This window comes from Streptomyces sp. NPDC029292 (assembly GCF_055569295.1).
This window is the reverse complement of sequence record NZ_JBVHXR010000001.1, coordinates 714538-733657: the sequence shown is the minus strand read 5'-3', so window position 1 is coordinate 733657 and position 19120 is coordinate 714538. Positions and strand designations below refer to the sequence as shown.

At 69.9% G+C, this 19120-nt stretch carries 20 protein-coding genes and 2 riboswitches; of the genes, 14 read left to right on the top strand and 6 right to left on the bottom strand.

Annotated elements, in window-relative coordinates; all coding sequences use genetic code 11:
• Positions 1 to 34 precede the first annotated feature (34 nt).
• A complete protein-coding gene (locus ACZ4WS_RS03385) occupies positions 35 to 937 on the bottom strand; it encodes an ABC transporter substrate-binding protein (RefSeq protein WP_467977163.1) in 903 nt (300 codons plus the stop codon).
• Positions 938 to 1451: 514 nt separating this feature from the next.
• Between ACZ4WS_RS03385 and ACZ4WS_RS03380 the strand changes: the two genes are divergently transcribed.
• Genes ACZ4WS_RS03380 through ACZ4WS_RS03365 form a run of 4 tightly spaced genes read left to right on the top strand, consistent with a single transcriptional unit; the run spans position 1452 to position 5574 of the window.
• Entirely contained in the window at positions 1452 to 4049 is a 2598-nt protein-coding gene (locus tag ACZ4WS_RS03380; protein WP_467976669.1) for a sensor histidine kinase, read from the top strand.
• Positions 4050 to 4051: 2 nt separating this feature from the next.
• The gene (locus ACZ4WS_RS03375) at positions 4052 to 4525 is read left to right on the top strand and encodes a roadblock/LC7 domain-containing protein (protein ID WP_467977162.1); all 474 of its coding nucleotides are present in this window, start codon (positions 4052 to 4054) and stop codon (positions 4523 to 4525) included.
• 58 nt (positions 4526 to 4583) lie between these two features.
• Positions 4584 to 5012, top strand: coding sequence for a DUF742 domain-containing protein (locus tag ACZ4WS_RS03370; RefSeq protein WP_467976668.1), 429 nt, complete (start codon positions 4584 to 4586; stop codon positions 5010 to 5012).
• A complete protein-coding gene (locus tag ACZ4WS_RS03365) occupies positions 4963 to 5574 on the top strand; it encodes a GTP-binding protein (protein WP_467976667.1) in 612 nt (203 codons plus the stop codon). Before ACZ4WS_RS03370 ends, ACZ4WS_RS03365 begins: the two co-directional genes overlap by 50 nt.
• 43 nt (positions 5575 to 5617) lie before the next feature.
• Here the strand turns inward: ACZ4WS_RS03365 and ACZ4WS_RS03360 are convergent, their stop codons facing one another.
• Genes ACZ4WS_RS03360 through ACZ4WS_RS03350 form a run of 3 tightly spaced genes read right to left on the bottom strand, consistent with a single transcriptional unit; the run spans position 5618 to position 8156 of the window.
• Complete coding sequence (locus ACZ4WS_RS03360; RefSeq protein ID WP_467976665.1) at positions 5618 to 6292, bottom strand: ABC transporter permease; 675 nt, start codon at positions 6290 to 6292, stop codon at positions 5618 to 5620.
• Positions 6289 to 6996 (bottom strand): ABC transporter permease, encoded by a 708-nt coding sequence (locus tag ACZ4WS_RS03355; protein WP_467976663.1) that lies wholly within the window; start codon positions 6994 to 6996, stop codon positions 6289 to 6291. Before ACZ4WS_RS03355 ends, ACZ4WS_RS03360 begins: the two co-directional genes overlap by 4 nt.
• Positions 6993 to 8156 carry an ABC transporter ATP-binding protein gene (locus ACZ4WS_RS03350; protein ID WP_467976661.1) on the bottom strand — a complete coding sequence of 388 codons (1164 nt, stop codon included), beginning with the start codon at positions 8154 to 8156 and terminating at the stop codon, positions 6993 to 6995. The genes ACZ4WS_RS03355 and ACZ4WS_RS03350 overlap by 4 nt, the downstream gene beginning before the upstream one ends.
• A gap of 248 nt (positions 8157 to 8404) precedes the next feature.
• Here ACZ4WS_RS03350 and ACZ4WS_RS03345 point away from each other — a divergent pair, with 248 nt between their 5' ends.
• Both ACZ4WS_RS03345 and ACZ4WS_RS03340 read left to right on the top strand, forming a co-directional pair.
• The gene (locus tag ACZ4WS_RS03345; protein ID WP_467976659.1) at positions 8405 to 9055 is read left to right on the top strand and encodes a phosphoribosyltransferase; all 651 of its coding nucleotides are present in this window, start codon (positions 8405 to 8407) and stop codon (positions 9053 to 9055) included.
• Between the two features lie 39 nt (positions 9056 to 9094).
• Positions 9095 to 9316 (top strand): hypothetical protein, encoded by a 222-nt coding sequence (locus tag ACZ4WS_RS03340; protein ID WP_467976658.1) that lies wholly within the window; start codon positions 9095 to 9097, stop codon positions 9314 to 9316.
• Here the strand turns inward: ACZ4WS_RS03340 and ACZ4WS_RS03335 are convergent.
• A complete protein-coding gene (locus ACZ4WS_RS03335) occupies positions 9313 to 9981 on the bottom strand; it encodes a glutathione S-transferase C-terminal domain-containing protein (RefSeq protein WP_467976656.1) in 669 nt (222 codons plus the stop codon). The two genes, ACZ4WS_RS03340 and ACZ4WS_RS03335, sit on opposite strands and share 4 nt — an antisense overlap.
• Before the next feature lie 358 nt (positions 9982 to 10339).
• A complete protein-coding gene (locus tag ACZ4WS_RS03330) occupies positions 10340 to 10405 on the bottom strand; it encodes a putative leader peptide (RefSeq protein ID WP_467977160.1) in 66 nt (21 codons plus the stop codon).
• A 36-nt stretch (positions 10406 to 10441) separates the two neighbouring features.
• Positions 10442 to 10587: riboswitch (SAM riboswitch) on the bottom strand.
• A 128-nt stretch (positions 10588 to 10715) separates the two neighbouring features.
• Positions 10716 to 10824, top strand: a riboswitch (SAM riboswitch).
• Between the two features lie 333 nt (positions 10825 to 11157).
• Here ACZ4WS_RS03330 and ACZ4WS_RS03325 point away from each other — a divergent pair.
• The 8 genes from ACZ4WS_RS03325 (at position 11158) to ACZ4WS_RS03290 (ending at position 19053) form a co-directional block, all read left to right on the top strand.
• Complete coding sequence (locus ACZ4WS_RS03325) at positions 11158 to 12138, top strand: amino acid ABC transporter permease (protein ID WP_467976654.1); 981 nt, start codon at positions 11158 to 11160, stop codon at positions 12136 to 12138.
• The gene (locus ACZ4WS_RS03320; RefSeq protein ID WP_467976652.1) at positions 12135 to 12959 is read left to right on the top strand and encodes an amino acid ABC transporter ATP-binding protein; all 825 of its coding nucleotides are present in this window, start codon (positions 12135 to 12137) and stop codon (positions 12957 to 12959) included. The genes ACZ4WS_RS03325 and ACZ4WS_RS03320 overlap by 4 nt, the downstream gene beginning before the upstream one ends.
• Positions 12960 to 13061: 102 nt before the next feature.
• The gene (locus ACZ4WS_RS03315; protein ID WP_467976650.1) at positions 13062 to 14087 is read left to right on the top strand and encodes an ABC transporter substrate-binding protein; all 1026 of its coding nucleotides are present in this window, start codon (positions 13062 to 13064) and stop codon (positions 14085 to 14087) included.
• A gap of 90 nt (positions 14088 to 14177) precedes the next feature.
• Positions 14178 to 14951 carry a GNAT family N-acetyltransferase gene (locus ACZ4WS_RS03310; protein ID WP_467976648.1) on the top strand — a complete coding sequence of 258 codons (774 nt, stop codon included), beginning with the start codon at positions 14178 to 14180 and terminating at the stop codon, positions 14949 to 14951.
• Between the two features lie 109 nt (positions 14952 to 15060).
• On the top strand, positions 15061 to 15177 hold the full coding sequence (locus tag ACZ4WS_RS03305) for a putative leader peptide (RefSeq protein WP_467976647.1): 117 nt from the start codon (positions 15061 to 15063) through the stop codon (positions 15175 to 15177).
• Between the two features lie 77 nt (positions 15178 to 15254).
• Positions 15255 to 16466 carry an LLM class flavin-dependent oxidoreductase gene (locus ACZ4WS_RS03300; protein ID WP_467976645.1) on the top strand — a complete coding sequence of 404 codons (1212 nt, stop codon included), beginning with the start codon at positions 15255 to 15257 and terminating at the stop codon, positions 16464 to 16466.
• A gap of 20 nt (positions 16467 to 16486) precedes the next feature.
• Positions 16487 to 17935: an NtaA/DmoA family FMN-dependent monooxygenase gene (locus ACZ4WS_RS03295; RefSeq protein WP_467976644.1), complete on the top strand. Its 1449-nt coding sequence runs from the start codon at positions 16487 to 16489 to the stop codon at positions 17933 to 17935.
• Entirely contained in the window at positions 17932 to 19053 is a 1122-nt protein-coding gene (locus ACZ4WS_RS03290; protein WP_467976642.1) for an LLM class flavin-dependent oxidoreductase, read from the top strand. The genes ACZ4WS_RS03295 and ACZ4WS_RS03290 overlap by 4 nt, the downstream gene beginning before the upstream one ends.
• Positions 19054 to 19120: the final 67 nt, after the last annotated feature.

The following is a 19120-nucleotide window of genomic DNA, read 5'->3' as shown; positions in this document are numbered from 1 at the left end:
CCGCCCCGGCCGGCAGGCACCCGTCAGGCACCCGTCAGGACAGTCCGGCGGAGGACAGCCACGACTTGGCCACGTCCAGCGGGTCCTTGTTGTCGTCCTGCACCTGGCTGTTGAGCTTCACCAGGGTTTCCGTGTCGAGCTTCGCCGAGACGTTATTGAGTACGGAAACTCCCGCCGACGTGAGACCGCTCTTGTAAGCCAGCGGAGTTACGTTCTCGAAACCGAAGAGATTCTTGGGGTCCTGGAGGACCACAAACTTGTTCTTGCTGATTCCGGGGTCGGTCGTGAAAATGTCTGCGGCCTGGATGTTGTTGCCCTTGAGTGCCGCCACCGTCAGCGGACCGCCCGCGTCCAGCGCCTTGAAGGACTTGAATTCAAGGCCGTATACGGACTTGAGGCCCTTCAGCCCCTGCTGCCGGGTCTGGAACTCCGGCGAGCCGCCGATGACCAGATCCGGCGCCACGTCGGCGAGGTCCGCGATCGTCGACTGGCCCGTGAGCTTGTACTTCTTGGCCGTGGCCTCGTTGACCGCGACCGCGTCCTTGTCCTGGGCCGCGGACGGCTCCAACAGGGTGAGCTTCGCGTCGAGTTCGGCCTTGATGGCGGTGCTGGTCTCCTCGACCGTCTTCGGGGTCGCCTTGGCGTTCAGGTAGGCGAGCAGGGCCCCGTTGTACTCGGGAAGGACCGTGATCGTACCGTTCTTGATCAGGCCGTACGTGGTCTCGCGGCTGCCGATGTTCAGCTTGTAACTGACCTTGACACCCTTGGACTTGAGGGCCTCACCGTAGATGTCGGCGAGCAGGATGCTCTCGGGGAAGTTGTTGGAACCGACCACGACCGTACCGCCCTTGGCGGTGTCCCCGCTCAAGGGGTCGTCCTTGCCGGAGCTGTCGGAGGAACCGCAGCCTGTCAGGGCGGCCGTGGCCACAACCAGCAGGGATACAGCGTACGTTGCGGACGTTCTGGTGCTTCTGGCGAGGGTCACGTGGTCATCCAGACTTGTGCATGGGCGGGACGGAGGTGGCCGGAAGGTGCGGGTGGCAACAGTCCACACGATCCAAGCGAGCCCCCTTACGGACCGTCAAGACACGAATAGATCACCGACGGGGATCGCACGGCTTCGTCCCTTGTGCTCAACGCGTCCAAAATACGGGCGAATCCGACGTATCCAGATGTCACTCTTTGGTTGGTCATGGCCGTACTGTCGCGGCAGCCGCTAATGTTGGCCGTGTTGAGGGCCCTGTTCCACTTGTCGGCCTGAGCGCGTGGCCGCTTGTCGCGACCGCGAATCCACGGCCCGGGCAGCGGGCTTCCACGGGGAATGAAGTCGAGGAGGTTTGGTGCCCGCGCACAGGAAAGCCGCCCCGGGACAGCAGCCCACGCCCTCCCGAATAGGCCGGACACCTTCCCTTCTCGACCGGTGGCCTTTCCGCCGGAAACTCAACGTTCTGGTGACCGTCCCGCTCGTGATCGTCTCGGCGATGCTCTCCTACGTCGTCTACGCCGAGATCGGCCAGGCCCGCTCCGCCGCCGAAACCGCCCAACTCGTGCGGGACAGCGCCCAGGTGACCAAGCTCATCGACGGCGTGCAGACCGAGCACCGGCAGGCACTCCTGGTCTCCCTGCGTCACGAGGCCGCCCGCTCCGGCGACAGCCCGCCCGGCACCTCCTCGTACCTCCAGGCGCAGCGGAAGGTCACCGCCCAGGCCGAGGCCGTCAGGTCGACGTACGGGGGCCGGCTGCCCGACGCCGAGGCCCAGGCGCTCAAGGAGCTGGAGGGCCTGGACAGCCTGCGCGAGTCCGTCGAACAGGGCCCCATCCCCGCCGACAACATCGACCCCGCGTACGGGTCGGTGATCGAGGGGCTCATCAACGGCCTCGGGCTCGGCCGGTCGGGCAGCGAGTCCTCCTCGTCCGCGGGCAACCTCCTCGACGCGCTGCTGCGCGCCGACACCGCCCACGCGTCCTTCGAGACCAGCGTCTTCGCGGCGCGCACCCGGGACCCCAACGCGCTCATCGAATTCACCGGCGCCGTCGGCGACTACGAGCAGTACACCTACCAGGCCGAGCGGTTCACCCGGTTCGCCAGCCAGGAGCAGGGCAGCGACCTCGCGGAGATCGAGCACAGCCCGTACCAGAGCGTCATCGCCCAGCACTGGGCCGCGCTCCAGGTCGACCCCAGCGGCCTGGTCGCCGAGGACTCCGCGCAGCTGCGCGCCGCCCTCGACGACGCCCTGACCGCCGACCCCACCTATGAGCGCCAGGCCCAGAACCGCCTGAAGATCACCCAGTCGCTCATCGGTGAGATCGCCGCCGACACTCAGGAGGCGTCGAACGACACCTGGTGGCAGGTGTTCTGGCTGATCGCCATCAACGTGCTCGCCTTCGCGGCCTGGATCCTGTTCTCCGTGCTGATGCGCCGCTCCGTGGTGCGCACCGTACGGACCCTCACGGAGGCGGCCCAGCACGTGGCCGGCGCGGCCGAGACCGAGCTGGCCCGGGTCGCGGACGACGACGCCGACGACGCGAGCCCGCCGCGCCTGGAAGCCGTACCCGTGCTGGTCCGGGACGAGATCGGTGAACTCGCCGAATCGTTCAACCAGGTTCAGGTCACCGCGACCGCCCTGCTGGAGCGCCAGGTCATCAGCCGCCGCAACATCGCCGAGATGTTCGGCAACGTCGGCCGCCGCGTCAGCAATCTGACGGCACGTCAACTCGCGCTGATCGACTCGGTGGAGCGCGGCGAGACCGACCCGGAGGTACTGGACCGGCTCTACCGCATCGACCACATCGCCGTACGTCTCCAGCGCAACGCCGACAGCCTGATGCTGCTCGCCGGGATCAGCGAGACGGGTCTCAACACCGAACCGATGCGGCTCAGCAACATCGTCCGCGCCGCGCTCGGCCAGATCGAGGGCTACCAGCGCGTCACCCCGCACGCCGAGGGCGATGTCACCGTCGTTCCCGACATCGTCGGCGATCTGACGCTGATGCTCGCGGAACTGCTGGAGAACGCGGTGATGTTCTCCCCGGCGTCCAGCAGCGTCGAAGTGGTGCTGCGTCCCCGGCACGGCTCCGGCGGCGGCGCCCTCGTCGAGATCATCGACCACGGGCTTGGGATGAGCCCCGAGCGGCTGGAGCAGGAGAACGCCCGCCTCGTCCGCCGCGAACGGCTCGACCTGGCGCCGACGGAGGTCCTGGGCCTCTTCGTGGTCGGCGGACTCTCCCGGCGCTGGGGCATCGAAGTCGTCCTGTCCCGCACCCCGGGCGGCGGCGTCACCGTCACCGTCGCGCTCCCGTCGTCCCATCTCCTGCCCGCCGACCCGACCGGTAGCGCGGCGCGGGCCCCGCACATCCTCCCGCCCGCCCGCCGCTCCGGCACGACCGAGCCGCGCCCCGCGAGGGTGGAGCGGGCGCCCGGCACTTCGGCCCTGCCCCGCCGGATTCCCGCGCGCGCCCGGGGCGGGGAGTCTCCCGGCCATGCGCGGGAGAAGGACCCCGTGGCCGGCGCGAGCGGCGAGGGCGCCAGAACTCACACCCCGAACGGCTCCGGCACACCCCGGCCCGGGCAGAGCAGCGCACCCGACACGCCCCTGCCGGGTACGGCGTCGGGGGTGCCACACGGTGCGGGTATGGGTGTGGGGGCACCACAAGGTGCGGGTACGGGTGTGGGGGCACCACAGGGTATGGGCGCCGGGACCCCTCAAGGCGCCGACGGCTCCGGCACCGCCCCGGCGAGGCCCGCCGAGACCGGTCCGCTGCGGCGCCGGGTGCGCGGTGCGACCCTGTCGGCCACCACCGCGTCGAGCCGCCTGCCCAAACGGACCGTCACGAACCCGCGGCCGCCCGCCTGGCAGCCCATCGACGCGGAGGCGGCGCGATCCGAGATCGACGAATTCGAGGCCGCCGTCCTGCGGGCCCAGCGCGAGAGCGCGGTCGAGGACCGGAGCGCCGGGCCGACCCGTTCAGGGGGCCGCCCCGCGGGCGCACCGGCCGAGCAGAGCACAGAGAGCAACAGACCCTCATCTCCGGAAGGCATGAGCACGTGACCATGTGGACAGGCGAGCCGGAATCCGCGGCCATGGAACCGGTGACGGACGTGAAGGCCGCCGCTGCCGACTTCAATTGGCTGCTCAATCGATTCGCCACCGAGACCGCCGGGGTGGTCGACGTCATCGGTGTCTCCTCCGACGGTCTGCTGATCGCGGTGTCCCAACTGCGCGGACAGGCCGACTCGGAGAGGCTCGCCGCGATCGTCTCCGGTATCACCAGCCTTGCCATGGGGGCGTCCGGCAACTACGGCCTCGGTGGCCTGAACAAGGTCATCATCGACCTGGAGGAGGGACACGTCCTGGTGTCCGCGCTCGGCGCGGGCGCGGTGCTCGGCGTGGTCGCCTCGAAGGAGGCGAAGCTCGGCAACATCGCGTACGAGATGACGCTCTTCGCCAACCGCGCCGGTGCCGTCCTGAGCCCGCAGCTGGTCATGGAGCTGAAGAACACCGTGGGCATCGCGCCGACCGGTTGACGGCCGACGGGGCATCACATGGACCGGTGACGCCCCGCGAGGTGAGGGGGAGGACGCGATGACGGCGGGCGAGCCATCAGCCGACGACGACGTGTGGGGAGCGGAGCCCCCGGCGTCGATCGTCCGGCCCTTCCTGCTGACCGCGGGGCGGATCGCCGGCGGCGACAGTCTCGTACCGCCGATCCCGATCGAGACGCAGGTGGTGGCAACGGATGTGGGCCTGGCCGCTCTTGACGCCTTCGTCTTCGACCAGCACCGCGACATCATCACGATCTGCCGCCGGCCGCAGTCGCTGGCGGAGATCGCGGCGAAACTGCGGATGCACTTGAATGTGATCAGAGTGCTCGCCGACGATCTGCGCGCCGACGGTCAACTGGCTTTGTACGCACCGCAGGCCGAATCCGCCCGCGACGCCACCGTATTGCGAAGGGTTATCGATGGTCTCCGAGCTATCCCCGACTCCCGGGGCGCGATCCGTGAGCGCTGACACCCAGGGGCCCCGGCCGCCGCTGCCGGTGAAGATGGTGATCGCGGGCGGCTTCGGCGTGGGCAAGACCACCACCGTGGGCGCCATTTCCGAAATCGAGCCGCTGACCACCGAGGCGTCCATCACCTCGGTCGCCGCGGGCGTCGACGACCTCACCCACACCCCGGAGAAGATGACGACCACGGTCGCGATGGACTTCGGCTGCGTCACCCTCGACCCGACCCTGAAGCTCTATCTCTTCGGGACCCCGGGCCAGGAACGGTTCGGGTTCATGTGGGACGACCTCGTCGAGGGCGCGCTCGGCGGGCTCGTCATCGTCGACACCCGGCGCCTCGACGACTGCTACGCGGCGGTCGACTACTTCGAGCACCGCGAGATCCCCTTCGCGGTGGCGGTGAACGCCTTCGACGGCAAGGTCGAGCACGATCTGGACGACGTACGGTGGGCCCTCGACGTGGCCGATCATGTGCCGCTCACCGTGTTCGACGCACGCGAACGCGGGTCCGTACGGGACGCGCTCCTCGTCGTCCTCGAACACGCCCTGGCCACCGCCGAGCGGTGAAGCGGGGACGGGCCCGAGGTCCGTCCCCGCCGTGCCGCGGCCGTCAGGCCGACCGGCGCCTGCGCACTCCCGGGGACACCGCCACCCGGGCCACGGCCCAGAACAGCACGAGGACGCACAGCGCCAGGATGGCCGTGAGGGCGGCCCCGCCGGCCACCTTCTCGTAGTTGCGCTGGTACAGGCCGTCCAGGATGTACCGGCCGACCCCGCCCAGGGCCACATAGGCCGCGATCGTCGCCGTCGACACGATCTGGATCGCCGCCGAGCGCAGACCGCTGAGGATCAGCGGCAACGCCGCCGGCACCTCGACCTGGAACAGGATCTTCCCCTCCGACATGCCCATGCCGCGGGCCGCGTCCACGGGGGAGGGGTCCACCGTGCGGATCGCCTCGTACGTGGTGATGAGGATCGGGGGGATCGCCAGCACCACGAGCGGGATCATCACGGGCAGGATGCCGAGGCCGAGCCAGACGAACATCAGCACCAGCAGCCCGAAGGTCGGCAGCGCCCGGGCTCCCGCCGAGACGAAGGCCAGCGCGTTGCCGCCACGACCGGTGTGGCCGGTGACCAGGCCGATGGGCAGGCCGATGGCCGCGGCGATCGCGAGCGCTCCGGCGGTGTACTGGAGGTGCTCCCACACGCGCTGCGGGATGCCGTCGTAGCCGTGCCAGTGAGAGCCGTCGCTGAAGAAGGACTGCATGAAGTCGAGTACGTTCACGAGACGCTCTCCGGTGTACGGGCGGTGCTCGCGATCTTGGACGTCCGGCGCCCCGCCTTGCGGCCCGAGGGTGGCTGCCAGGGGGTGAGCACCCGCCGCAGCAGGACCAGCAGGGCGTCGACCAGCACCGCGAGGACGGCCGTGGTGACCACCGAGTTCACGGCGAGGAGGGGGCGGTGGTAGAGCATCGCGGTGGTCAGCAGATTGCCGAGCGCGCCCTGGTTGCCGATCAGTGAACCGACGCTGACCAGGCTGATGCTCGACGCGGTCGCCACCCGCAGTCCGGCCATCATCGCGGGTACGGCGATGGGTAGTTGGACCTGGAGGTAACGGCGTACGAAACCGATGCCCATCGCCGCGGCGGCAGCGTTCGTCTCCTCCGGGACCGAGCGGACGCCGTCGACGACCGCCGGGACGAGGACCACCAGGCTGTACAGGCACAGCGGGATCATCACCGTCAGCCGGCTCAGCCCCGTGTAGTCGATGAGCACCACGAAGAAGGCGATCGACGGGATCGCGTACAGCACCGTGGAGGTCCACAGCACCGGCGGGTAGAGCCAGTCGAAGCGGACGCACAACAGGCCGATCGGCAGCGCCAGCAGGAGACCGACGAGCACCGGGATCAGCGCCTCCTGCATGTGCCCGGAGATCAGGCCGAGATAGCTGTCCTGGAGGTCGCTCGGTATGTCGAAGAACCCGTTCATCGCACGGCCTTGATCTGCGACGAGTCCTGCGGCGGGCCCTGCCGCGGACCCGGCGGGGCGTCCGCGGCCCGCCGCAGCCGGGCCGCGCGGATCGCCGCGGCGACCGTCTCCTGCCCGGCGATCCCCAGCACCCGTCCGGCCCCGTCCACCGCGACCGCCTGACCCGTGGGCGACAGCACCGCCCGGTCCAGCGCGACCCGCAGCGAGTCCCGGCCCACCTCGAAGCCCTGCCCGTACGGCTCCAGGGCCTGGACGTCACCGTCCCACGCGCCGAGGTCGGCCCAGCCCAGCGGCTTGCCGTCGGCGTCGGTCACCAGCCCCGGCGTCCGCTCTCCGTCGCGTCCGGCGATCTCCTGCCAGTCGGAGCCGACCGGGAAGACCCGGGAGCGGTCCAGTTCGAGGTCGCGGGTGGACAGGAACGACAGACCGCGGATGCCCCGGTCGGCGCCCAGGAACTCCTCCACGAACGGGTCGGCGGGCGATGACAACAGCTCGTCGGGGGTGGCGAATTGAGCGAGTCTGCCACCGGTGCGCAGTACGGCGATGCGGTCGCCGATCGTGATCGCCTCGTCCATGTCGTGGGTGACGAACACGATTGCCTTGCCGAGTTCGCCCTGGATGCGCAGCAACTCCTCCTGGAGGCCGCGGCGGACGACCGGGTCGACCGCGGAGAACGGTTCGTCCATGAGCAGGATCGGCGGGTCCGACGCCAGCGCGCGGGCCACGCCGACACGCTGCTGCTGGCCGCCGGAGAGCTGGTACGGATAGCGGCGGGCCATGCCCGGGTCGAGGCCGACGCGCTCCATGAGTTCGGCCGCGCGGGCCCTGGCGCGCTGCTTGGACCAGCCGAGCAGCCGCGGCACCGTGGCGATGTTGTCGAGGACGGTGCGATGCTGGAAGAGCCCGGCGTTCTGGATGACGTACCCCATGGACCGGCGCAGGGCATTGACCGGTCGGCGCAGGATGTCCTCGCCGTTGACCCTGATCGTGCCGCTGCTGGGTTCGACCATGCGGTTGATCATGCGCAGCGTGGTGGTCTTGCCGCAGCCCGAGGGCCCGACGAGAACGGTGATGGAGTGGTTCGGTATCTGGAGGGACAGGCGATCGACGGCCACCGTGCCGTCGGCGTATCGCTTGCTGACATCTTCGATGGCTATCAAGCGTGAAACCCTTCGGGAACCGCTGTGATCGGACGTGGCGCGATCACGTGCACGAGGGTGCGTAGTCTAGCCAGTTGATGTTGCTTCTCGTTCGGGACGTGTCGGTATACGGGACGCGCGCCCAGGATGCGGGCCCAGCGGGGGATACGGTCGCCTCGAAGCCGGCCACGCGCAGGTGATCAGGAGGCCCGAGGGCGGGTACTCGCCCGCCGAGAGGACATGACTGTACGAGCGGGAGGCGAGGCGTCATGCGCTTCCATGACCGCCGGCAGGCCGGACAGGAGCTGGCCCGCCTGCTCTCGGAATGGGCGAAGGGGCACGACCTGACCGATCCCCTCGTCCTGGCCCTGCCCCGCGGAGGTGTCCCCGTCGCTGCGGAGATCGCACGGGCCCTGAACGCGCCGCTGGACCTGCTGGTCGTGCGCAAGATCGGCCTTCCGGGGCGGCCGGAAGTCGGGATCGGCGCGATAGCGGGCGACGATCCGCCCCTGTTCGACCAGGCCGCGCTGGCATTTCTCGATCTTACGAAGGGCCAGTTCGCGTCGGAGATCGCCAGGCAGCGAACGGAGATCCACCGCTTGGAGCGCCTCTACCGGGAGGGGCGGCCCGCTCCGCGGATCAAGGGCCGGACCGTGATCCTGGTCGACGACGGCCTGGCCACCGGCGTCACCGCGCGGGCGGCGCTTACCCAACTGCGCCGCCAGGGGCCCGCCCGGCTGGTCCTGGCCGTGCCGGTGTGCTCCGACAGCGGCTCCGACCTGCGACAGAAGGCCGACGACGTGATCTGCGCACACCAGCCCCCGCTCTTCCAGTCGGTGGGCGAGTGGTACGACGACTTCGAGCAGCTCTCCGACCGGGAGGTGATCGAGACACTGCGTGCCGTCGACGCCGGGGTGTGAGCCGGGGCCTCGGCCCTGGCCGTCGAAGGAAAGGACCGGATGCTCCTCGCGCGGCACGCCAAGGGGCTCGGCTACTTCCTGGGCCTGCCCGAAACGGCAGGTGAACGCACCGCCTTCGGTCACCACGGCAGCGGCGGCAGCATCGCCTTCGCCGACCGCGAGCGCCAACCGGCCTTTGCTCTCACCCGTACCCGCCTGGTCTCCGGCGCGGTGGACACGGGCCGGTTGCTCGTGAACGAGGTCCGGTCGCTCGTGTCCTAGTGAGTCGCCTCCCGGAAGGCAGGATGGTCGTCGAGGCGGCGCACGTAGTCCCGCAGGTGGCTGCGCCGGGAGAGGGTTTCGGTCGCGTCGAGGTGGGTGAGCGCCGCCCAGAGGTCCACGTCCGCGGCGGTCAGTTCCTCGCCCAACGCATAGGTATTCGAGGCGAGTTGACGGTCCAGCAGGTCCAGCGTCGCCGACCGGGCCTCCGGCCGTGCGGTCGAGGTGACGTCCTGGTCGAGGAGTTCACCGAGGGCGTCGATGTCCGCGGTGCGGGCCGGCGGGTGCAGCAGCGGGACGCGGGCTCCGTCGTGGTCGGTCAGCAGGCCCGCGAGATCGCGAAGGATGTCGGGCGTGTGATTGCTGACGATGCGTCCGCTCCAGCGGTCGCACAGCGCGGGCGCGGTCAGCGGGCCGTCGTAGTGGTGCCAGGTGGCCTCGTAGGCGCTGCGCAGCGAGGCGAAGGCCTCCGGTGTCCGGGCGGGGTGGGCCAGGAGGGTGCTGGCGACCGAGTCCTTGAGGCCGAGCAGGTCGAGGGTGATCGAAATGCGGAGCGAGCGCGGACAGCCCTCGGAGAGGTACAGCTGATAGCGGTGCGGTGCCGGGTAGAAACCACCGGCCAGGCCGACGCCGATGCGGCTGCGGATGCCGTGCGGTCGAGGGGACACGGACGGAGCGGCGCCCCAGGGGCGAGCGCCTGACACCGAAGCAAAGGGGCTCGGAACACGCGCAGTTGAGGCGCACGCGGTCGAAGTGGGCGTGTGCGGTGCGTACGTGTCCGAGGCGCACGCGGTCGAAGGAGCCGTGTGCGGTGCGTACGTGTCCGACGCGCACGCGGTCGAAGTGGTGGCGGCGCTTGTGGCGCACGCACTCGAAGTGGCTGTGCTTGAACCGCGCGAAACTGTCTCGGGCATGACTCTCCATGGGAATGGCGAAGCCCCGGCCGCTTGTTGGGCGGCAGCGGCGGAACGGAGTGACTGCGCTTTCGGACCGGCTGCCGGCGCTGAGCGCGCGCGACGGTCCGGACTAGTACGCGCTGGAGACCCGCAGCAGGTCGATGTGCAGGCGTCTCGTCAGGTAGTTCCTGGCCATTCCCACCGGTCCCGCGTTCAGGGCCCGCGAGTTGCGAGACCGCGCTTGCCCCGCCGCACCGGCGGGACCAGGTCGTCACCCGGGGCACCCCGTCGCGGTGGAAGGGTTGCCTGTCAGCGGGCCGGGGCCGATCAACCGCACCGCGCGGACGAACCGCGTGATGGGCGCTGACAATCGTGACCGTCCTCGCCAGTGTCAGCGCGCTCCGTGAAGTCGTCAAGACGGCGTGTAGGCGGTCTCACCACGTGGTCATCCCGGTCGGTGAACGTTGACATTCCTTTCCGGGCGTGCCTAACTTACGCCGCAGATCGGTCATGAGTGTCAGCGAAAAGCCCTGGCTCGCTGTCCGGCAACCCTCGCATCGCGGTGGGGTGCCCCAGGTGACGACCGGACCGGATGACGTTCGGTAAGCGCGAGGCCCCAGGGGCAGGAACAGTGATGGTGACGGCGATGTACGCAGCGCAGGGGATGGCCGCACAGCGGCCCCGCGGCTGCGTCCTGCTGTGCGCGAACCGCTGCGTCGATCTGCTCCGCGTCAACAGCGCCCTGTGTACCGCTTCGGGCCCCGCGCGCTGTCAAGGCTGACGGCGTTCTGAATCTCTGACGCGCACCGCCGCCGCGGTGCGCCCTCTGCCCGCCCAGCACCCGGTACCGGCGTCTTCCCGCTCTTCGTCTTCCGCGGTGTTCCCCCGTGCCGCCGCGGTGCCGTCGCGTTCGCCGCCCGGGATGTCCGACTCCGCTGGAGCTCCCTCATGAGTGAACCCCCTGGCGCCGTGGTCTCCCTCGTCGCCGCACCGCCCGACCACACCGTGAAACAGCCGTCGGCGGCGCAGCGCGTGTTGCCCCTGCGCCGCCCAGGACGCTGGATCCTCTCGGCGATCGTGCTCGTCCTGCTCGCCCAGATCGGCCATGGGCTGGTGACCAACCCCTTCTACCAATGGGACCGTTTCCAGTACTGGTTCCTGCGTCCGACGATCCTCGACGGGCTGCTCATCACCCTTGAAGTGACGGTGTACAGCGCCGTGTTGGGACTGCTCGGTGGCATTGTGCTCGCGCTGGGGAGGCTCTCCAGGAGCCCGGTGCTGCGCGCGGTGAGCTGGATCTACACCTGGCTGTTCCGCTCGGTGCCGCTGATCGTCGTCCTGCTCTTCCTCTACAACTTCAGCGCGCTCTACCAGACGGTGAGCCTCGGAGTCCCGTTCGGCCCCGCCTTCTTCACCTTCGACGAGTCCCGGCTCGCCACCGACATGGTCGTCGCGGTCGTCGGACTGAGCCTCAACGAGGCGGCGTACGCGTCCGAAGTGGTCCGCGGCGGCATCCTCTCGGTCGACCAGGGCCAGCACGAGGCGGCCGCCGCACTCGGTCTGCCGAAGGGCTACCAGTTCAGGAAGATCGTGTTCCCGCAGGCGCTGCGATCCATCACCCCGAACTACGTCAACCAGCTGATCGGCCTGATCAAGGGCACCTCGCTGGTCTTCTACGTGTCACTGCTCGACCTGTTCGGCTCCGTGCAGAGCATGGGCAGCACCTACCCCGGCGACATCGTGCCGCTGCTGCTGGTCGCCACCGTCTGGTACCTGATCCTGACCAGCGTCGTGTCCGTCATCCAGTTCTACGTCGAGCGGTACTACTCGCGGGGCGCGCTGCGCACGCTTTTGCCGACCCCGCTGCAGAAGGTCCGGACCGGCCTGCGTGACCTGCGGGACCGCGTTCGCAAGGAGGCCGCGATATGACCGCCGAGACGCTCGGGATACGCCCGGCCGCGGTAGAGGTCCACGACGTGCACAAGTGGTACGGCGCCCACCGGGTGCTGGACGGCGTGGAGTTGACGGTGCAGCCCGGCGAGGTCACGGTGATCCTCGGTCCTTCCGGCTCCGGGAAGTCCACGCTCCTGCGGGTGATCAACCACCTGGAGAAGCCCGAGATCGGCCATGTCAGCCTGAACGGCGAGCTGATCGGCGTACGCCGGCACGGCAAGCGCAGCGAGATGGGGGTCCCCCCGGCCGAAGGCTGGGGGAGGCTCAAGGAGCTGAGCGAACGGGCGATCCTGGCCCAGCGCGGCCGGATCGGCTTCGTCTTCCAGAACTTCAACCTCTTCCCGCATCTGACGGTGCTGGACAACGTCGCCGCCGCCCCGGTGGCGACCGGCCGGCTGAGCAAGCCCGAGGCCCTGGAACTGGCGCGCACCCTGCTGGGCCGGGTGGGCCTGGCCGACAAGACCACCGCCTATCCACGGCAGTTGTCCGGCGGCCAGCAGCAGCGGGTGGCCATCGCCCGCGCCCTCGCCCTGCGACCCGGAGTCATCCTCTTCGACGAACCCACCTCCGCGCTCGACCCCGAACTGGTCGGCGAGGTGCTGGCCGTCATCAAGGACCTGGCCACCAGCGGCACCACCCTCGTCATCGTCACCCACGAGATCGGCTTCGCCCGTGAGGTCGCCGACCGGGTGGTCTTCATGGACGGCGGCCGGATCGTCGAACAGGGCCCGCCCGCCGAGGTGTTGGACCACCCGAAGCACGAGCGGACCAGGGACTTCCTCAGCAAGGTGCTCTGATCCCGCCGCTCGTCCCGCTCCCCGCGAACCCGCCCGGGCTCGCGTCCCCCACACCGCCACTGCTTACCCCACACCGCCACCGCTCACCGAACAAGGACAGCCATGCGTACCCTCCGCCTCCGCAGCAGACTCCTTCGCGGCCTCACCGCGTCCGCCGCCGTCGCCTCCCTCGCAGGCGGACTCGCCGCGTGCGGGGGCGAGAGCGACGCGGCCACCAGGACCGATACCGCGGCGTCCGGCACCGTCACCGTGGGCGCGCTGTCCAACGGCGCCGCGCAGCAGACCGACCTCAAGGTGTCCGAGGTGAAGTCCATCAGCGCCGAGCTGCCCAAGTCGGTCGCCCGGAGCGGCAAGCTGGTGATCGGCGTCGGCGCCCTGCCTTCGGGTTATGCGCCGCTGGCGTATGTGGGCGAGGACCAGAAGACCCTCACCGGCGCCGAACCCGACCTCGGACGGCTGGTGGCCGCGGTCCTCGGGCTGAAGCCGGAGGTGAAGAACTCGACCTGGGAGAACCTGTTCGTCGGCATCGACAGCGGCAAGGTCGACGCGGCCTTCGCGAACGTCACCGACACCGAGGAGCGCAAGAAGAAGTACGAGTTCGCCTCCTACCGGCAGGACAACCTCGCCTTCGAGGTGCTGAAGAAGAGCACCTGGAACTTCGACGGCGACTACGAGAACCTGGCCGGCAAGACCGTCTCGGTGGGCGCGGGCACCAACCAGGAGAAGATCCTGCTGGAGTGGAAGGCGAAGCTGGAGAAGGAGGGCAAGAAGCTCACCGTCAAGTACTTCCAGGACAGCAACAGCCAGTATCTGGCGCTGTCCAGCGGGAAGATCGACGCCTACTTCGGGCCCAACCCCGGTATCGCGTACCACGTCACCCAGGTCGCGAAGACTCCCCACCCGACCCGCAACGCGGGCAAGTTCTCGGGGGCGGGCGCATCGCTCCAGGGCCTGATCGCGGCGACGACGAAGAAGGACAGCGGGCTGGCCAAGCCCTTCGCCGACGCGATCAACTACCTGATCAAGAACGGCCAGTACGCCAAGTGGCTGGACGCCTGGAACCTCTCCAACGAGGCCGTCAGCACCTCCCAGGTCAACCCGCCCGGTCTGCCGCTCACCAACTCCTGATCCGCCGCCATCGGGGGGCTTCGCCGTACTGACACGGCGAAGCCCCGCCCGCGCCCGGCCGAGTCCCCGTTACGGAGATCCCGCACCGCCATGACCACCAGCGTCCACGCCACGCCGTCCCAGAGCCCTACCGAGCCGCACATCCTGGACAACGCCGCCTGGGCCGCGCTGACCGGTCCGCACGCCGACTTCGCCGAGCGGGTCGGGCGCGCCGCCCGCTACCCCTCCGACGTCTCCCCGTTCACCGCCCTCGACGACCCCGACGATCCCCGCGCCTGGGACGACCTGGCCGAGCTGGTCGGGCCGGGCACCGTCACCCCCGTCTCCGGGGTGCGGACCCTCCCCGACGGCTGGGAGACCGTCCAGAGCGGCCAGGGCGTCCAACTGGTCGACACGGCTCTGCACGCCGAACCCGCCCCCGAAGCGGTACGGCTCGGGCCCGCCGACGTACCCGAGGTCCTCGACCTGATCGCCCTGACCAAGCCGGGCCCGTTCCTGCCCCGTACCGTCGAACTCGGCACCTACCTCGGTATCCGGGACCGCGGACGGCTGATCGCCATGGCCGGCGAACGCCTGCACCCGCCGGGCTGGACGGAGATCAGCGCGGTCTGCACCCACCCCGACCACCGCGGCCGGGGGCTGGCCACCCGGCTGGTCCGCGCGGTCGCGGCGGGCATCAGGGAACGCGGGGAGACCCCGTTCCTGCACGCGTCCGCGAGCAACACCCACGCGATCCGGCTCTACGAGTCGATCGGCTTCACCCTGCGCCGCCACTCGCGGTTCGTGCTGGTGCGCACTCCGGGCGGGCAGCGGGAAGAAGCCCGACAGCGGGAAGAAGCCCGACAGCCGGAAGAAACGGCATAGCCATGCCGTTGTGTTCGTTGACGACCGAGCGGCGCCCCGTCGGGGATCCGCGAGCGCGAGGCCGGCGCGACCCAGGGTCCGCCGGGCCGGAAGGGTGGAGGTGACACACGTGCGACCCGTGTCCCGCCTCCGCGTGGTGAAGCTCGCCCCACGCCGCCGCGTCCACCTGTACTCCAGGCCGCACATCGACCTGTTGCGCGTGGCCGGCGCGCTCTGTTGCTCCTGACCTGTTGCCCTCGCGGCCGCGCCCTCCGTACCGAGGGCCGGCTCCCTCGTACGGTCGATCAGGAAGGCACCTCTCTCGTGTCCTCATCTCCTTCTTCTCTGCACCTCGCCGTCGCTCTGGACGGCGCGGGCTGGCACCCGGCCGCCTGGCGCGAGCCCGTGGCCCGCCCCCGTGAACTGCTCACCGCCGCCTACTGGACCGAGCTGATCACCGAGGCCGAACGCGGCCTGCTCGACTTCGTGACGATCGAGGACGCGCTCGGGCTCCAGTCCTCGCACGTCACCGAGCCGGACGGGCGTACGGACCAGGTCCGCGGACGCCTCGACGCCGTCCTCATCGCCGCCCGCGTCGCACCGCTGACCAGCCACATAGGACTGGTGCCGACCGTGGTGGCCACCCACACGGAGCCCTTCCACACATCCAAGGCGATCGCCACCCTCGACTATGTGAGCACCGGCCGTGCGGGCGTACGTGTGCAGGTGTCGGCGCGCGGGAACGAGGCCGCGCACTTCGGCCGTCGTACGTTCCCGCCGATCCGCATCGAGGAGTACGACACCCCCGGCGTACAGGAGGTGGTGGTCGACCTCTTCGACGAAGCCGCCGACTACGTCGAGGCGGTGCGGCGGCTCTGGGACAGCTGGGAGGACGACGCGGAGATCCGGGACGTGGCCACCGGCCGCTTCGTGGACCGCGACAAGCTGCACTACATCGACTTCGAGGGCAAGCACTTCAGTGTGAAGGGCCCTTCGATCACGCCCCGGCCGCCCCAGGGCCAGCCGATCGTCAGCGCCCTGGCGCACGCGACCGTCCCGTTCCGGCTGGTGGCCCGCTCCGCCGACATCGGCTACGTCACCCCGCACGACACCGACCAGGCCCGTGCCATCGTCGAGGAGATCCGCGCCGAGCAGGCGGTGGCCGGTCGCGCCGACGAACTCCTGTACCTCTTCGGCGACTTGGTGGTCTTCCTGGACGACGATCCGGCCGCCGCCGCGGCCCGCCGGGATCGTCTCGACACCCTCGCGGGATATCCGTACACGAGTGACGCACGCGTCTTCACCGGCACCCCGGCCCAACTCGCTGATCTGCTGCAGGAGTTGCAGTCGGCCGGACTGACCGGCTTCCGGCTGCGTCCCGCCGTGGCGGGCCACGACCTCCCCGCGATCACCCAGGGCCTGGTTCCCGAACTCCAGCGCCGGGACGCCTTCCGCCGCGCCTACGAGTCCGACACCCTGCGCGGGCTGCTGGGCCTCGACCGCCCCGCCAACCGCTACGCCGCCGTCACCGCCTGAGCCGGAGGGACCGTACCACCATGAGCAAGCCGCTGAAGCAGATCCATCTGGCCGCCCATTTCCCCGGCGTCAACAACACCACCGTATGGAGCGACCCCGAGGCCGGCAGCCACATCGAGTTCAGCTCCTTCGCCCACTTCGCGCGAACCGCCGAGCGCGCCAAGTTCGACTTCCTGTTCCTCGCCGAGGGCCTGCGACTGCGCGAACAGGGCGGCCAGATCTACGACTTGGACGTCGTCGGCCGGCCCGACACCTTCACGATCCTCACCGCGCTCGCCGCCGTCACCGAACACCTCGGTCTGACCGGCACCATCAACTCCACCTTCAACGAACCGTACGAGGTGGCCCGCCAGTTCGCGAGCCTCGACCACCTCTCGGGCGGGCGCGCCGCCTGGAACGTAGTGACCTCCTGGGACGCCTTCACCGGCGAGAACTTCCGCCGTGGTGGCTTCCTCCCGCAGGAGGAGCGCTACTCCCGCGCCAAGGAGTTCCTGTCCACCGCGAACGAACTCTTCGACGCCTGGCACGGGGACGAGATCGTCGCCGACCAGCAGACCGGCACGTTCCTGAGCGACGCGAAGGCCGGAGCCTTCGTGCACCGGGGCCGTCACTTCGACATCGAAGGGCAGTTCAACGTCCCGCGCAGCCCGCAGGGCCGCCCGGTGATCTTCCAGGCGGGCGACTCCGACGAGGGTCGCGAGTTCGCCGCGTCGAGCGCGGACGCGATCTTCAGCCGGTACTCCACCCTCAAGGAGGGGCAGGCGTTCTACACGGACGTCAAGGGCCGCCTCGGCCGGTACGGTCGCCGGCCCGACCAGCTGCTGATCCTGCCCGCCGCGACCTTCGTCCTCGGCGACACCGACGCCGAGGCGGCGGAGCTGGCCCGCGAGGTGCGCCGACAGCAGGTCAGCGGGGCAACCGCGATCAAGCACCTGGAGTTCGTCTGGAACCGGGACCTGTCCGCGTACGACCCGGACGGCCCGCTCCCCGACATCGACCCCGACCTCGGCGAGCACAGCATCGCCCGCGGTCGCGCCCAGGTGCGGATGTACCGCGACCCGCTGGCCACCGCCCGGGAGTGGCGCGAGCGCGCGGCAGCCAACAAGTGGTCCATCCGCGACCTGGTCATCGAGACCGGCAACCGCCAGGCCTTCGTCGGCTCCCCGGCCACCGTCGCCGAGGCGATCAACTCCTTCGTCCAGGCCGACGCCAGCGACGGCTTCATCCTCGTCCCGCACATCACCCCCGGCGGCCTCGACGGCTTCGCCGACACCGTCGTCCCGCTGCTCCAGGAGCGCGGCGTGTTCCGCACGGAGTACGAGGGAACCACCCTGCGCGACCACCTCGGCCTGGCCCTCCCCCACTCTCGGCTTCTCCCCCACTCTCGGCTTCGCTCGAGCGGGGGGACCCCCATGAGCGGGGGGACCCCCATCGACACGGACGCGCAGGCTGAGCGGGCCGCGTCATGAAGTTCCTGGCCATCACCCTGATCGTGCACGCCCCGCACCCCGTCACCGGTGTGCGGAAGCCGACCAACGCGCGGTTCCGCGAGGTGATCGACAACGCACTGCTGGCCGAGGAGCTGGGCTTCGACGGCTTCGGCGTGGGGGAGCGGCACGAGCGGCCGTTCATCTCCTCCTCGCCGCCCGTCGTCCTCAGCCACATCGCCGCCCTCACCTCCCGGATCCGGCTGTTCACCGCGGTCACCACGCTCAGCCTCCTCGACCCGGTGCGCGCGTACGAGGACTACGCGACCCTGGACCATCTCTCCGGCGGACGCCTCGAGTTGATCATCGGCAAGGGCAACGGCGCCGCACAGCGCGACCTGTTCCACGTCACGCCCGAGGACCAGTGGGACCGCAACGCCGAGAGCTATGAGGTGTTCCGGCAGATCTGGCGACAGGACAAGGTGACCGCCGCGACACGCTTCCGTCCGGAACTGACGGAGGCCGAGGTGTGGCCCCGGCCGCTCCAGCAGCCCATCCGGGTCTGGCACGGCAGTGCGACGAGCAGGGAGTCGGTCGATCTCGCCGCCCGCTACGGCGATCCGCTCTTCTCGGCGAACGTCACCAACCCCATCGAGCCGTACGCCGAGTTGATCCGCTACTACCGCGAACGCTGGGAGTACTACGGGCACGACCCGGCCGGCATCGCGGTGGGCGCGGGGACGGCGGGCCTCTACGTGGCCCGCACATCGCAGGAGGCGCTGACCACGTACCGGCCGATCTTCGATGGGAACCTGGCGTTCCAGAAGAGGCTCGGCCTGGAGCCGGTCTTCCCGACCCTGGAGGACTTCGTCGAGCGCAGTTCGGCGCTGATCGGCAGCCCGCAGCAGATCATCGAGAAGGTGCACCGCTACCACGAGCAGTTCGGGCACACCGTGCTGCATCTGCACGCGGACGCGAGCGGGCTCACCGACACCCAGCACCGCGACTCGCTCGAACTCTTCCAGTCCGATGTGGCTGCGGTGCTGCGGCGCGAGATCCCGGACCCGCCGTTCGACTGGGGGCCCGTGTTCGCGGCGCCCGAGCCGGAGCAGGAGCCCGAGCCCGAGCCGGAGCCCGAGCCCGTGCCCGCCGACCGCTGAGGAGCCGCCTTCCCATGTCCGACATCCCCCTCGGCGTCCTCGACCTGGTCCCGGTCTCGCGCCCTCC